Here is a 15,077-nt window from a genome sequence, read left to right as displayed (position 1 = left end):
CGCCCTCGATTGACCGGGGCGGACCGCTTTTCCGTGGCGGAATCGTTGCCTTTACGCGTTTGCAACCCGCGATTTGCCCCATGAAATTCCTGATAATGTGACGCCGGTCGTTGCCGACTCGCACCTCCCCACGGAGACTGCCGTCGGCGAACCGGTCCCGGTCCGGGACGAACCGGTCCTGAAATTCCTCGGTAGGGCGTCGGCTTTGTGCCGGAGGGGAACAGCGCGGCCTCGAGAGACGTCCGCACCCCAGACCTCTGCCACACATAGAGCTCTTGCGGTGCTGAAGGAGGACGTCCATGTCGAGCGTCAACGAGCAGCCGATCCCTGCTGCGCGCCCGGTGATCGGTGAAGAAGAGATCGAGGCCGCGGTACGCGTACTGCGCACCGGTCGCGTCGTGCAGGGTCCGGAGGTGGCCGCCTTCGAGGAGGGCTTCTCCGAGCTGGTCGACGGACGCCACTGCGTGGCCGTGAACTCGGGTACCTCCGCGCTGCACCTGCTGCTGCTGGCCCTGGGTATCGGCCCGGGCGACGAGGTCATCGTCCCGTCGTTCTCGTTCGCCGCCTCGGCGAACGCGGTCCGCCTGGTCGGCGCCGATGTCGTCTTCGCCGACATCGAGCCCGGCAGCTTCGGACTCGACCCGGCCGCCGTCGAGGCCGCCATCACCCCGCGCACCGCCGCGATCATGCCGGTCCACCTGTACGGCCACCCGGCCGCGATGGACAAGCTGATGCCCATCGCCGCCAAGCACAAGCTCGCCGTCGTCGAGGACGCCTGCCAGGCGCACGCCGCGGCCCTGAACGGCACCCCCGTCGGCGCCTTCGGCTCGGGCGGCACCTTCAGCTTCTACCCGACGAAGAACATGCACTCCCTCGAGGGCGGCATGATCTCCACCGGCGACGCCGAGGTCGCGCGCACCCTGCGCCTGCTGCGCAACCAGGGCATGGAGCAGCGGTACGCCAACGAGATCGTCGGCGCCAACATGCGGATGACGGATGTCGCCGCCGCCGTCGGCCGCGTACAGCTGTCGAAGCTGAACGGCTGGACCGAGCAGCGCCGCGCCAACGCCGCGTACCTCGACCAGGCCATCACCACGTCGAGCGTGGTCACCCCGCCGGTCGCCGAGGGTGCACGCCACATTTACCACCAGTACACCGTCCGGGTGCAGGGTGACCGGGACGCCGCGATGCAGCAGCTGACCGAGGCGGGCATCGGCAACGCTGTGTACTACCCGACCCCCATCCACCGGCTGAAGCCGTACTGGGAGCCGGACCAGAAGGCCGGCCGCACCTGGGACCTGCCCGAGACCGAGCGGGCAGCCGCCGAAGTCGTCTCGCTTCCGATCCACCCCTCGCTCACCGAGGGTGACCTGGAACGCATTGCCGCCGCCGTGAACGCGCTTGGAGAGAACCTGTGACTTCCGCTGGACTGCGGGCCGGTCTGATCGGCCTCGGCTCGATGGGGCGTCACCACGCCCGTGTGCTCGCGAGCCTCGAAGGCGTACAGCTGGTCGGCGTCGTCGACCCGATGGGCGACAAGTTCGGTGCCGCGGGCGGCGCGCCCGTCCTGTCCACCGTCGAGGAGCTGCTGGCGCTCGGTGTCGACTACGTCGTCGTCGCCTGCCCGACCGCCCTGCACGAGGAAGTCGGCCTGAAGCTGGCCGAGGCCGGTGTCTGCGCGCTGATCGAGAAGCCGGTCGCGGACACCGTCGAGGGCGCACGCCGTCTCGTCGAGGCGTTCGAGACCCGCGGCCTGGTGGCCGGCGTCGGCCACATCGAGCGCTTCAACCCGGCGCTGCAGAGCCTGCGCAAGCGGCTCGAAGCCGGCGAACTGGGCGAGGTCTTCCAGGTGGTCACCCGCCGCCAGGGCCCCTTCCCGCACCGCATCGCCGATGTCGGCGTGGTCAAGGACCTCGCCACCCACGACATCGACCTCACCGCGTGGGTGACCGGCCAGGACTACGTGTCCATCGCGGCCCACACGGTGTCCAAGAGCGGCCGCCCGCACGAGGACATGGTCGCGGCCGTCGGCCAGCTCGCCGACGGCACGATGGTCAACCACCTCGTGAACTGGCTGAGCCCGCTGAAGGAGCGATTCACCTCGGTCACCGGCGAGCGCGGCTGCTTCATCGCCGACACCCTCACCGCGGACCTCACGTTCTACTCGAACGCCGCTCAGGAGACCGAGTGGGAGGCCCTGCAGGCCTTCCGCGGTGTCGCCGAGGGCGACATGATCCGGTACGCGATCCCGAAGCGTGAGCCGCTGCTGGTCGAGCACGAGAACTTCCGCGACGCCGTGCAGGGCAAGCCGAGCAACATCTCCACACTGCGTGAAGGTCTGCGTACGGTGGAAGTCGCCGCGGCCGTGCTGGAATCGGCGAAGAACGGACTCACCGTGGCCCTGGACAGAGAGGCGCTTGCGGCAGATGGAGCCTGACCGTATCCCGAGCCAGCAGCGAGGCACCCGCGGTCGCGTCGTCATGCTCGTCGACAACGGCGTGAACGGCGACTCGCGCGTCCAGAAGGAAGCGCGCTCCGCGGCGGCGGCCGGCTGGGAGGTCGTCCTCCTCGGCAAGTCGCCCACCAGGAAGGGCCAGAGCTGGCAGCTCGGTGACGCGGAGGTCAGGCTGCTGCGCGTGCCCGGCCCGATGCAGCGGCGCCGGCACGAGTACCGTCGTGCCGTGCTCCGCTCGCCGCTGGCCTACCCGGTGGGTCCGCTCGCCGCGTACCGCCGGCAGAAGGCCAGGGCCTGGCGGGTCGACCTCAACATGCGGCTCATCCTGGCCCAGCAGCAGGGTTCGGCCGTGACCAAGCTCCGGCTGGCCGTGCCGCGTGTGGCGGCCAAGGTGCAGAGCCGCTGGGTCGGGGCGCGCGTCCGGCAGACGAACGCGCTCGAGCAGCGCCGCAAGCAGATGGACTCCACCCTCGACCGGTTGACCACGGCCTTCTGGCTGCGGGTCATGGGCGACCGGGCCTGGCGCAAGCTCGACCCGTACCTGTGGGACCTGGAGCTGGCGTACGGCAAGGTCCTCGACGCGCTCGAGCCCGACCTGATCCACGCCAACGACTTCCGCATGCTCGGCGTCGGCGCCCGCGCGGCTCTCCGGGGCCGCGCCACGGGCCGTGACGTCAAGCTGGTGTGGGACGCGCACGAGTTGGTCTCGGGCATCAAGCCGTGGGACCCGCACCCGCGCTGGCACGTGGCCCAGATCGGGCATGAGCGCGAGTACTCGAAGTACGCCGACGCCGTGCTGACCGTCTCCGACACGCTCGCGGACATGCTCGCCGAGGGGCACAACCTCAGCGAGAAGCCGTCGATCGTGCTCAACGCGCCCGAGGAGGAGGTGTCGCCCGAGCAGGCCGCGGAGCCGGTTCCGGACCTGCGCGAGCTGTGCGGCATCGGCCCGGACGTCCCGCTCTCCGTGTACAGCGGTGCGGCGGCCCCGCAGCGCGGCCTCGACATCATGGTCGAGTCGCTGCCGCAACTGTCCGAGCTGCATGTGGCGTTCGTCGTGCTGCGGCCCAACTCGGAGTACATGAAGGGCCTGGCGCGGCGGGCCGAGGAGCTGGGTGTGCGCGACCGGCTGCACATCCTGCCGTACGTGCCGCACTACCAGGTCGTCCCGTTCCTCTCGGCGGCGGACATCGGCGTCATTCCGATCCACCACTGGCCGAACCACGAGATCGCCCTGATCACCAAGTTCTTCGAGTACTCGCACGCACGGCTGCCGTTCGTCGTGAGTGATGTGAAGACGATGGGCGCGATGGTCGCGGAGACCGGACAGGGCGAGGTCTTCAAGGCCGAGGATGTGGAGGACTACACCCGCGCGGTGAAGGCCGTGCTGGCCGACCCCAATAAGTACCGGGACGTGTACGACACCCCGGGGCTGCTGGAGCAGTGGACCTGGGAGGCGCAGGCGGAGAACCTGGACCGCGTCTACACGCGCCTGGTGCCCGGCAGCGAGCGAGTGGTGGCCGAAGCGGCCGGACAGCAGGAAGTCGCCGACGGGGCGGGGGTATGACCAGAACGCCGGACGTCACGGTCATCGTGGCCGTCTACAACACGATGCCCTACCTGACGGACTGTCTGAAGTCGCTCGTCAAGCAGAGCATCGGGCTGGAGCGGCTCGAGATCGTAGCGGTCGACGACGGGTCGACCGACAAGAGCGGCAAGGAGCTCGACCGCTTCGCCGCGCGCTATCCGGGCACCTTCAAGGTGATCCACCAGGCCAACTCCGGTGGCCCGGCTGCTCCGAGCAACCGGGCCCTGGAGGTGGCCACCGGGCGTTTCGTCTTCTTCATCGGCGCGGACGACTACCTCGGCACCGAGGCGCTGGAGCGGATGGTCGCCTACGCCGACGAGCACGAGTCCGACGTGGTGATCGGCAGGATGGTCGGCACCAACGGGCGTTACGCGCATCAGGCGCTGTTCCAGAAGTCCGACCCGGACATCAGCCTGTACGACTCGGCGCTGCCGTTCACGCTGGCCAACATCAAGCTCTTCCGCCGGGACCTCGTGGAGCAGCACAAGCTGCGCTTCCCCGAGGACCTTCCGGTCGGCAGCGACATGCCGTTCACCCTCGAGGCCTGCATCCGGGCCCGGAAGGTGTCCGTGCTCGCGGACTACAAGTACTACTACGCGGTCAAGCGCGGCGACGCGAGCAACATCACGTACCGCTCGGACCATCTGGTCCGGCTGCGCTGCACGGCGGAGATCATGAAGTTCGCGGCCGGGCTCATCGAGGCCGGCCCCAAGCAGGACGCCGTCTTCGAGCGGCACTTCACCTGGGAGATCCCCAAGCTCGTCCAGGACGACTTCCTTCTCCTTGATCCGCAGGTACAGCAGGAAGTCTGCGACGGCATCCGCGAACTGGCGGACGCGTACTTCACGGACGCGGTCCGCGATGCCATTGATGTCAAGCGGCGGGTCAGGATCAGCCTGGCCCGGCGCGGAGCCGTGGCCGAGCTGGTCCGGGCGATCAGCTCGGAGGCCGAGCGCGGCGCCCCGCCGCTGCTGATCGAGGACGGGCGGGCGTACGTCCGCTACCCGGGCTTCCGGGACGAACTCGGTCTGCCGGACCGCACGTTCGAGATCCTGAACCCGGAGCCCAAGGCGGTCGCGGACGCGGTGCGGCTGGTCTCGGCGGGCTGGGAGCAGGAGGACGGCGAGATTTCCGTCGCCGTCTCCGTACGGATCCGGGCCGCCGGCGACATCGGCAACCCGGTCGTGCGGCTGGTCCCCGGCGAGCTGCCCAGGACCGCGACCACAGCCGCCGGCAGGTGTCTGTCCGCGGGGAACGAACTCCCGTCCGTGGTAGGGGAGTTGACCCGTGAGACGGATGCCGACGGCGCGGTCCTGCATGCCCGGATCCCGGTCGAGCGCCGCAAGGCGAAGCTCGGTGTGCGGGTCTATCTCGACGTGGCCGGCTCGACATACGAGATCCCGGTCAAGACCCAGGGGATGCCCCTGCCGCTGGCCCGCCGCTGGCGGCGCGACCACCCGTATCGCATCCACGCCAACGCGAACCCCAGAGGGTGGCTGACGATCACGACCGCTCCGCTGTGGGAGCCCAAGCCCGCCACCCGCGTACGAATCCGGCGCCAGCTGTCCCGGTTGAAGAGGAAAGTAACCCGATGAATATCTGTGTAGTCGCTCTCGGCAAGATCGGCCTGCCGCTCGCCGTGCAGTTCGCCGCCAAGGGCCACCGCGTGATCGGCGCCGACGTCAACGAGAAGGTCGTCGAGCTGGTCAACGCCGGCACCGAGCCCTTCCCGGGCGAGCACGACCTCGACCGTCTGCTCAAGGAGACCGTCGGCGCCGGTCTGCTCTCCGCGACGACGGACACCGCCGCCGCTGTCGCCCAGTCCGACGCCGTCGTGGTCGTCGTGCCGCTGTTCGTCGACGGCGAGGGCGTGCCGGACTTCGGCTGGATGGACTCCGCGACCAAGGCGATCGCCGCGGGTCTCAAGCCCGGCACCCTGGTGTCGTACGAGACCACGCTGCCCGTCGGCACCACCCGCACCCGCTGGGCGCCGATGCTGGAGCAGGGCTCCGGCCTGACCGCCGGCAAGGACTTCCACCTCGTCTTCAGCCCGGAGCGGGTGCTGACCGGCCGCGTCTTCGCGGACCTGCGCCGCTACCCGAAGCTCGTCGGCGGTATCGACGAGGCGTCGGCGCAGCACGGTGTCGAGTTCTACGAGCAGGTTCTCGACTTCGACGAGCGCGCCGACCTCGCGCAGCCCAACGGCGTGTGGGACCTGGGCACCGCGGAGGCGTCCGAGCTGGCGAAGCTGGCCGAGACCACGTACCGCGACGTCAACATCGGTCTGGCGAACCAGTTCGCCCGGTTCGCCGACAGGAACGACATCGACGTCAAGAAGGTCATCGAGGCCTGCAACAGCCAGCCGTACAGCCACATCCACCAGCCCGGCATCGCAGTCGGCGGCCACTGCATCCCGATCTACCCGCGGATGTACCTGTGGAACGACCCGGAGGCGACCGTCGTGCGCTCGGCCCGTGAGGCCAACGCCGCGATGCCGGCGTACGCAGTCGACCTGCTGGCCGCCGCCTACGGCGACCTGGACGGTGTGGGTGTCCTGGTGCTCGGCGCGGCGTACCGCGGCGGTGTGAAGGAGACGGCCTTCTCCGGCGTCTTCCCGACCGTCGAGGCGCTCAAGGCGCGCGGCGCGGTGCCGTTCGTCTCCGACCCGATGTACACGGCCGAGGAGCTTGTCGCGCACGGTCTCGTCCCGCACGAGGGCCAGGCCGTCACCGCGGCGATCCTGCAGGCCGACCACGCGGAGTACCGCGAGCTGGCCGCCTCCGACCTGCCGGGCGTCCGCGTCCTGGTCGACGGCCGCCGCACCACGGACCCGGCCCGCTGGGAAGGTGTCCGCCGCGTCGTCATCGGTGGCTGAACCGCTGTTCGGCGCCTTCCGACGAATCGAGGAAGTGAAGTGACTCCAGCGAAGCGTCCCGGACGCGTCGTCATGCTCGTGGACAACACGATCGATGGCGACTCGCGGGTACAGAAGAGCGCCCGGGCGATGGCCGATGCGGGATGGGAAGTCCACCTCCTGGGGAAGGCGCCGGTCGCGGGGGCTGACGAGTATGAGATCGGTCAGGCGCAGGTTCACCGGATTCCGCTGAAGCACCTGGTGGCTAGGAAGACGCTGCGCCTGCGGCTGCACCGGCTGCGTTATCCCCTCGCGTATCCGTCGAAGGCCCGGTCCGAGTTCAAGCGCAACCAGATCGAGGTTGATCGCGCCGAACTGCAGGTCGGTAGCATCGGCGCCGCAGCGCGCACGGGCATATCCGCCGCGGGTCCTACCACGCGCGGCCTGCCGTTCGTCGTGCAGCGGGTGGCAGCCAAGGTGCGTCGCGACTTCATCGAGGCGCGGGCCAAGCAGACGCCTGTCGCGCTGGGCGCCCGGGTGAAGCACGACGGAACCCTCGAAGACATCGAGGCCCGCGTCTGGACCGCCTTGATGGGGGACCGGGCGTGGCGGCGGCTGGACCCGCTTCCCTACCGTTACGAGATCAGTTACCAGGCGGAGATCGACCGGCTGAAGCCGGATCTGATCCACGCCCATGACTTCCGGATGATCGGTGTAGCGGCGCGCTATGTCGCCCGTGCCCGCCGGTCGGGCCGCACCATCAGGCTCGTCTACGACGCCCACGAGTTCGTCCCCGGCCTGAACGCGCCGGGCAAGAAGTGGCTCGCGGCCCAGATCGGCTATGAGCGTGAGCACATCGGGTACGCGGACGCCGTCGTCACCGTCTCGCCCGCACTGGCCGAGATGCTCGAAGCATCACACAGCCTTGTCGAGCGTCCGGAAGTGACGCTGAACGCTCCGCCCAAGCTGGTGGCGAGCGAGAACGCGGCATGGGCGACGGAGAGCGGTGCGCGCGACGTGCGTGCGGCGTGCGGCCTGAGCGCCGAGGTACAGCTCGCGGTCTACTGCGGTGCCGCCGGTCCGCAGCGCGGCCTGCTCACCCTCGTGGAAGCGCTGGAGTTCCTTCCGCACACGCACGCGGCCTTCGTGACCAACAACCTCGATGGGGCCTACGTGGCATCGCTCAGGAAGAAGGCCGCGAAGGTTGGCGCGAGTGACCGAGTGCACTTCATGCCATACGTCCCGTACGACGTCCTGGTGGGCTTCCTGTCCACGGCGGACATCGGGGTACACCCCCTCCGGAAGGGGCCGGTCAACCACGAAGTCGCGCTGAGCACCAAGTTCTTCGAGTTCATGCAGGCTCGTCTGCCCGTGGTGGTCAGCGATGTGAAGGCCATGGCCGACGAGGTCGGCCGGGTGGGCAATGGCTTGGTCTTCCGTTCAGAGGACACCAAGGACCTGGCCCGTGCGGTGGAAGCGGTCCTGGGCGACAGGGAGCGGTTCCGCAGGCCGTACGACCGTCCCGGAATGCTGGACGAGTGGAGCTGGGAGGCTCAGACCGAGAGGTACGTCGCCCTGTACGAACGGTTGCTCGCCGATCTCTCGTGATCTTCTGATGTACCTCGGACAGCTCCCCGGCCCTTCCCGGCCAGGGAGCTGTCCGCTTTCTTACGGCTGAAGACCGCCGGCTCGTTCCATCAGCTGGACGACCCGTTGAGCGGCCCGGCCGTCTCCGTACGGGGTGGCACGTGCGGCAGCGGGGGCCGGGCGGGTGGCGATCGTGGCCCATTCGGTGGGAGTCAAGTCCTGCGGGCTGGGGACCAAGGCGTTCCAGCCGTCTTCTAGCGTCTCGATCCACTCCGTCTCCGGGCGCACGGTGGTGCAGGCCCGGCCGAGGAGGAAGGCCTCTTTCTGCAGGCCACCGGAGTCGGTGACCACTCCGGAGGAGGCGAGTACGGCCGCTATGAGTCCGGCGTAGGGGAGCGGCGTGCCGACGCGCACCGCCCCCTGCTCCAGCTTGATGCCGTGCTGCTCGGCGCGCGCGACGAGACGCGGGTGGGCCAGGAGAGCTACCGGGACAGGGAGTCGTGCCAGCGTCGCGAGGATGGCAGACAGCCGGGCCGGGTCGTCGGTGTTGTCGGGCCGATGCAGGGTCGCCAGCAGGAACGGCTGCGCTGGATCGATCCCGTCGGGAAGCGACGGCAGCGGCCCCGCGTCGGCGAGGACCGCGTCCCGGACCTTCAGACAGATGTCGACCATCACGTCACCGGCGAGCTCGGACCGGTGTGCGAGACCCTCGTTGGCCAGGTGCCGCATCGCCTCCTCGGTGGGCGCCAGCAGCAGGTCGGCACAGTGATCGGTGAGCACGCGGTTGTGCTCCTCCGGCATGCGACGGTTGAACGAGCGTAGTCCGGCCTCGAGATGGGCGACAGGCAGGTGCTGTTTCACCGCGGACAGTGCACCGGCCAACGTCGAATTGGTGTCGCCGTAGACGAGTACCCAGTCCGGCCGCTCTGCGGACAGCACCGGGTCCAGAGCGGAGAGCACCGCACCGGTCTGGACCCCGTGACTGCCCGACCCGGCCCCGAGGTGAATGTCCGGATCAGGGATCCCCAGCCCTGAGAAGAAGACGTCCGAGAGATCCGCGTCGTAGTGCTGGCCCGTGTGCACGATCAGGTGCCGATGGGCAGTCTGCGCGAAGGCGGCTGCCACGGGAGCTAGCTTCACCAACTGAGGGCGTGCCCCGACGATACTGATGACCTTCACCGTTCGCCTGCCGCTTCCGGAGCTGAATCCTGGTCAACCACGGGCAGGTGCGCGAACAGCTCGGTGTCCATGCTGTTGGTCACCGGCAGGTGCGGATAGGCCCGGGCGATCCGCCAGCCTGCCGTCGTCGAGTTCACGTCGCAGACGAACACATGGTCCGTCTGGTCGAGCCGCAACTGCGGGAGCGCGTCGCGCTTGGCGATACGGGACAGGATCGTGGGCCGGAGCACCTTGTAGCCGCGCTGGAAGACCCGCTTGTGGAAGGCGTCGGCCAGCCGCTTGTGACCCCGGCTCGCCGCCGCCACCGCGAGCTCCGGCGCGATCGTGCCGCGGGGACGGGTCGCCACCCGGGCGGCGCGGGTCAGCACCCCGCGGGGCGCGCGGTAGACCAGGAAACGCTCCCCGCGCGGGATGCGCAGATACCGCTCCGCCGTCTCGATGCTGATGATCCGTACGCTCGGGTCGAGCCCGGTCTGTGCCCAGACCCCTTGTCTGGCCGTCACCAGGTCGACGGCGACCCCCCGGGCGGCCAGGAAGTTCGCGAAGTCGGAGACCCGGCGCGGCCGGGCCGGGGTGAGGGCGAGCAGCACCACCCGGCCGGGCACGTGGCCGGCCGTATAGGCACCGGACTCCTCGGCGGACGCCGGGACTTCCGCGCTGCTGACCGGTGCTGCCGGCGTCTGCTCCGGCTTCCCGGCGGGCTCGGCGAGGGCGACTGCCGGAGCGACGGCGGGGGCGACGGCCGGGGCCCGGTCCTCGTACAGCTCCATGAGCCGGTCGCCGACCACGTCGCGGCAGTAGCGGGCCAGCAGGGCCGCACGGGCACCCGGCAGATCCAGCTCACCCACCCGGTCGCGCAGTTGCCAGTACGCGCCGGAGAGCACCCGGGGGTCGTCGCTGACGTCCACCAGAGCGCCGGCCAGGTGCTCGATGCCGTCCAGCGTCTCCTCCGGACCGCAGCTGCGGGTGACCAGCACGGGCAGCCCGGCGGCGATGGCCTCGACGATCGTCATGCCGAACGTCTCGTAGTGGCTCGCGTGCACCAGCAGATCGTGCTGGTGCATCAGCGCGTTGACGTCCTCGGGGGGTACCGGCGGGAGGATCCGGAACCGCTCTCCCAGACCGAGTTCCTCGCCCCGGGCGCGCAGCGCCTCCTCCAGCTTTCCGGAGCCGACCATCGTCAGGGTGGCCTCGGGCTCCCTCTCGGCGACCTCCGCGAAGGCTTCGAGAAGGGTCCGTACGCCCTTGTGCTCGATCAGACGGCCGAGGTAGAGCCACCGGAGCAGGTTGGCAGACCGCTGGGGCCCGGCGGTGAACTGCTCGAAGTTCACGACGTTGGGGACGATCCGGATCTTGTCCCGGAAGCGCGGGAACTCGGCGATGATCTTCGAGCGCAGCTCGCTGCCGACGCACAGGAATTCGTCCGCGCGGTCGACGACCTGCTCGTACAGCTCGCGTGCGGCCGGCTGCTTGAAGATCTTGTCGAGGAAGGTGGCGTGCTCGGTCACCACGATCCGGGCACCGGGCCTGCTGAGCCGCATCGCCAGTACGCCGCCGTAGATGGCGGTGTGAGCGTGTATGACCGGGGCCTCGATATACCCGGTCGGCAGGGCCTTGCGGAGCATCCGCTCCTGGGCGGTGACCCAGTCGGCGTACTGGCCGCGGGCGATCAGCGGAACCGGCACCCTGGTCAGGACGCCTTCGTCGGTGTCGAGTACGGGCACGAGTTCGGGCGCGCCGACCAGCCGGTCCGCGGTGGCCATGATCGCGTCCCGCAGGGCCGGGCCGGCCTTGCCCGCCCAGTCCTCGGTGTGCAGGATCGACACGCGTTCGAAACGCCCGTGGACCGCCTCGGTGGACGACCGGACGAACGCGCCGGCGAACGGGTTGTTGGGCGAGGGGTACCAGGGGGTGAGCACCGCGAGACCGGCGGGCTCGGTCAGCCGTCCGTCGGTCTCGTACGGCTCGAGGCGCAGCGGCAGACCGGGGCGCTTGCGCAGTGCGGCCCAGGCGACGGGCAGCGCATGCGCGTCGCCCGCGACAAGGAGATCGGCCGCGGCGAGCGGGCCGGCCTTGTCCGCGAGGAGTTTCCGGGCGGCCTTGTGGACGGATCCGCGCTTGCCGGGCTTCAGCCGCACGATCTCGACGTCCGGAAGGTCCGGTGCCTGCGACCACAGGTCGTTGTCCGGAATGACCAGGACGACCCGCCGTCCGGAATCGGCCAGCGACTTAACGTGTGCCTGGGTGGCCGCGACCCGGTACTCGCCGAGTGCGAGATACAGGACGTGAGTGTTCGGGGTATTCACCGGGCCTCCTCCACCAGGCTGCGAAGTCGCTGTTCCCACGGGCCGAGAGTGGCCTCCCGGGTGTAATGGTGGGCGTGCTCGACGGCCCGCTGGTACTGATCGCGGTCGAGGTCGTGGGCCGCTTCCGCCGCCGCGATGAACGACTTGGCCACATGCTCGGCGGTCAGCTCGCTGCCGGCGAACCACAGCGGATAGTCGGTCAGTACATCGACGGCCGCGATGTCCGGCCGGTGCACCGACACGATCGGCTTTCCGGAGGCCATGTACTCGAACACCTTGCCCGACGTCACATAGCGGGCGCCGGGGACGCAGAACACCAGTGCATCGGTTTCGTTGTACACCGACTTGGCGGACGCCTTGTCGAAGGCGCCCGCGTAACTCACGCCGATGTCCTCTTCGAGAGGCAGGCGTTCGAGCAGCGGCGCCGCGTCGTGCGGGAAGAAACCGAGGTGACCGTGTATGGCCAGTTCGGCGTCCTGGAGCAGCGGATGCTGACGCGCCAGGCGCCATCCGTCGAAGAGTTCCTCGAGCGGAAGGTACGACGTCACCGTGCCGAGGTAACCGAAGCGCAGGGGTCGGTCCTTGACCGGCGGTACGAATTCCTGGTCCCCGAAGAGTTCGGGCTCCCAGCCGTTCGGCACCACCGTCATCTTGTCGCGCGCGTACGGATAGCGGTCGATGTGCCACTGCCGCATGCCGTCGTTGACGAACACGATTTCGGCCGCGTCACGCAGGACCTTGGCCTCCCACTGGAAGGCCTTGCTGGACTCGGGAAACTTGAGTTTCTCCGTGAACTGGTTGAACGTCCAGGAGTCCCGGTAGTCGACCGCGTACGGAATCCCCAGCCGCTTCCCCAGGAACTGAGCCGCGGCGAAGGACGCGAAGGGGTTACCGGTGGCGACGATCAGGTCGAAGCGATTCTTGCGATGTGCCTTCAGAGCGCGCTTGACGACCTGGGGAATCCAGGTCAGGTAGTGCTCGGGAAATACTTTGCTCTGGAAGAGGTTGTACATCGTGGCGGCGAGGGTCGGAAAGTTCCTGCGAAGCTTTCCGAATTGCCGGACGTCCTTCTCCCAGTGATAATAGGACATCGCCGGTCGCTCAACGGTCACGCGCGGGTCGATCGTCTCTTCGAGGGAGGGGTCGCACGCGTTCTTCAGATACTTCTCGAAGAACTCGCGTGGTGCGGTGTAGACGGTTACGTCCCATCCCGCCTCGGCGAGGTGATTCGCGGTGGCCCGAGCTCTGAATACACCGCTGGCGCGACTGGGCGGAAAATAGTACGCGAGGTAAAGCACGCGTGGGCGGCGTCCCCGAGATCCGAGCGACATAGTGGCGATGAAACCCTTCGTCGTGATGTGGCGCGGGCCATTCTACAGGAGCCGTACCTGCCCGGTGCCCGCCAGAATCCCAGCCATGGGCGCGAAATCCGTTCTATCGTCCGGTGTCGCGGAGCATATGGGTGAGAAGATTTCGCGTGGCGGTCTGAACACGTTTGTCGGTGTGCCCCGGTGCGCCCAGAGCGAGCGGCCAGTGGAAGGTGCCCGCGGCGAAGACCAGGGCGCCCTGCTCCGTCTCGTACAGGCCGGAGTTCTGGACGCGCCGGCCGCGGCCTTTCCGGTCCATGTAAGGGGACTCCGAGAGCAGCGTGCGCGTCACACGGGAGGGCAGCGGGTATTCGGGGTCGTAGCCGTCCGCCTCGACCGCGACGAGTCCTGGTATCTCGTCACCGTCGCGCAGTCCGGTCCCGGCCCAGAACCAGTGGCCGGGCGAGCGGACCACGAGCGGCGCGGGCGGACTGAGTATGCCGTTGTACTGCACGCCGAGCAGGCCCTGTTCCGCGGCCCGGCCGAAGCGGCCGAGATCCCGCCACCTGCCGGTCTGGCCGTTGATGTCCCGGCCCAGGTCGGCATCCGACTTGTAGCAGGCGACGATGCGGTTGGCGCGGCCGTCGGCGGCCGGCTCCAGGCGTATGTGGAAGTAGATGTTGTTGGCGGCGAGGAAGGCGAGATGGGTGCCTTCCTTCACCGCGTCCTCCGCGACGTTGCGCATGGCCCGCGACCAGTACTCGTCATGTCCGGGGAAGATGATCGCGCGATGCCGCGACGGGTCGATCCGGCCTTCGTGGAGGTCGACGCTGGTGGCGTACGTCACGTCGTACCCGCCCTGCTCCACCCAGCCGGCGAGCGTGGTGTCCAGGTTGAACCAGCGGGGGAGGCCCGCCTGCGCGTACGGGCGGTCGAAGGAGACCTCGACCGCGCGCTCGTCGAATCCGCCGACCTTGCCGTCCAGCTGGCCGCGGTAGAGGTTCTTGCCGGTACGGCCGTCCTCCGGCCACATGTTGTACGCCTGGTACGTGGTGAACGGCAGCACGACGAGCAGGTCCGAGGGGCGCGAGGTGTCCCGTACGACGAAGGGCGTGTAACTGCGGTGGCCGTCCGCGGCGGTGAAGACCGCCAGGAATATCCCGGACACCCAGTCGGCGGGGATGTCGAGCGACCAGGAGACGGGCCAGTCGCAGGCTGTGGTGCCGGTCTCCGGCGCGGCGGCGGGGACCGGCCGCGGTGTGCCGGCGAGCGGCGGGCTGGTGGTGAGCTGCCGCGCGCCTTCGCCCCCGTAGTGCCCCAGCCGGAAGACCGCGACGGTGAAGTCCTGGGCGTGGCGCACGGAGACGTGGAAACGGAGACGTGGAAGTCGAGCGTGTCGCCGGGAGAGACGGACGTCGCCGACGCGTAGCCCTGGATCTGCCCCTCGGTGTCCTGCGCCTTGCGCGTGCCCTCGTGGCCCATCTCCCAGGCGCGGGAGCCCGGTTGCGCGTTCTCCTCCCGGACGACGGGACGGACCGCCGGGACTTCGCCGACGGCGTTGTCCCGCAGCGAGTGCGCCGCGACGCCGACGAGGCCCAGCACTCCGATGGCTCTTCGACGGGACAGGGTTGGCATATGGACTACCTCTGCTTCGGCCTGACGATCCGTCAGGATCCTGCTCGCACGGCCCCCCGCGCGATCTTTCGGGCCGGAAGAGGGCATAACGCGCCTTTGGGTTCCCGATTCCGCGCAGACAGGCGAACGGCCGGACCTCGGAGGTCCGGCCGTTCGCCCGTCTTGC

The 15,077-nt window shown here is 69.1% G+C and carries 10 protein-coding genes; 6 read left to right on the top strand and 4 right to left on the bottom strand.

Going from position 1 to position 15,077, the window contains the following annotated elements; genetic code table 11:
- The first annotated feature begins 299 nt into the window (after positions 1-299).
- Genes NLX86_RS06030 through NLX86_RS06005 form a run of 6 tightly spaced genes read left to right on the top strand, consistent with a single transcriptional unit; the run spans position 300 to position 8,505 of the window.
- Positions 300-1,418 (top strand): DegT/DnrJ/EryC1/StrS aminotransferase family protein, encoded by a 1,119-nt coding sequence (locus tag NLX86_RS06030; RefSeq protein WP_254370535.1) that lies wholly within the window; start codon positions 300-302, stop codon positions 1,416-1,418.
- On the top strand, positions 1,415-2,437 hold the full coding sequence (locus NLX86_RS06025) for a Gfo/Idh/MocA family protein (protein ID WP_254370534.1): 1,023 nt from the start codon (positions 1,415-1,417) through the stop codon (positions 2,435-2,437). Before NLX86_RS06030 ends, NLX86_RS06025 begins: the two co-directional genes overlap by 4 nt.
- The gene (locus NLX86_RS06020; protein WP_254370533.1) at positions 2,427-4,022 is read left to right on the top strand and encodes a glycosyltransferase family 4 protein; all 1,596 of its coding nucleotides are present in this window, start codon (positions 2,427-2,429) and stop codon (positions 4,020-4,022) included. The genes NLX86_RS06025 and NLX86_RS06020 overlap by 11 nt, the downstream gene beginning before the upstream one ends.
- Positions 4,019-5,638, top strand: coding sequence for a glycosyltransferase (locus tag NLX86_RS06015; protein WP_254370532.1), 1,620 nt, complete (start codon positions 4,019-4,021; stop codon positions 5,636-5,638). The genes NLX86_RS06020 and NLX86_RS06015 overlap by 4 nt, the downstream gene beginning before the upstream one ends.
- Positions 5,635-6,918, top strand: a complete 1,284-nt coding sequence (locus NLX86_RS06010) for a nucleotide sugar dehydrogenase (protein ID WP_254370531.1) — start codon at positions 5,635-5,637, stop codon at positions 6,916-6,918. Before NLX86_RS06015 ends, NLX86_RS06010 begins: the two co-directional genes overlap by 4 nt.
- A gap of 39 nt (positions 6,919-6,957) precedes the next feature.
- Positions 6,958-8,505, top strand: coding sequence for a glycosyltransferase family 4 protein (locus NLX86_RS06005; protein ID WP_254370530.1), 1,548 nt, complete (start codon positions 6,958-6,960; stop codon positions 8,503-8,505).
- Between the two features lie 60 nt (positions 8,506-8,565).
- On the opposite strand, the gene wecB is transcribed toward NLX86_RS06005, so the two are convergent.
- The 4 genes from wecB to NLX86_RS05985 all read right to left on the bottom strand — a co-directional run bounded on the left by wecB (position 8,566) and on the right by NLX86_RS05985 (position 14,636).
- Positions 8,566-9,663 (bottom strand): non-hydrolyzing UDP-N-acetylglucosamine 2-epimerase, encoded by a 1,098-nt coding sequence (gene wecB, locus NLX86_RS06000; RefSeq protein ID WP_254370529.1) that lies wholly within the window; start codon positions 9,661-9,663, stop codon positions 8,566-8,568.
- Positions 9,660-11,969 carry a glycosyltransferase gene (locus NLX86_RS05995; RefSeq protein WP_254370528.1) on the bottom strand — a complete coding sequence of 770 codons (2,310 nt, stop codon included), beginning with the start codon at positions 11,967-11,969 and terminating at the stop codon, positions 9,660-9,662. The genes wecB and NLX86_RS05995 overlap by 4 nt, the downstream gene beginning before the upstream one ends.
- Positions 11,966-13,267, bottom strand: a complete 1,302-nt coding sequence (locus tag NLX86_RS05990) for a glycosyltransferase (protein ID WP_254370527.1) — start codon at positions 13,265-13,267, stop codon at positions 11,966-11,968. Before NLX86_RS05990 ends, NLX86_RS05995 begins: the two co-directional genes overlap by 4 nt.
- Before the next feature lie 136 nt (positions 13,268-13,403).
- On the bottom strand, positions 13,404-14,636 hold the full coding sequence (locus tag NLX86_RS05985) for a N,N-dimethylformamidase beta subunit family domain-containing protein (protein ID WP_254370526.1): 1,233 nt from the start codon (positions 14,634-14,636) through the stop codon (positions 13,404-13,406).
- Positions 14,637-15,077 lie beyond the last annotated feature (441 nt).

It is taken from the genome of Streptomyces sp. A3M-1-3, from assembly GCF_024213665.1.
Taxonomy (GTDB): Bacteria; Actinomycetota; Actinomycetes; order Streptomycetales; family Streptomycetaceae; genus Streptomyces.
The sequence above is the reverse complement of the archived record's forward strand: the minus strand, read 5'-3'. Positions and strand labels throughout refer to the sequence as shown.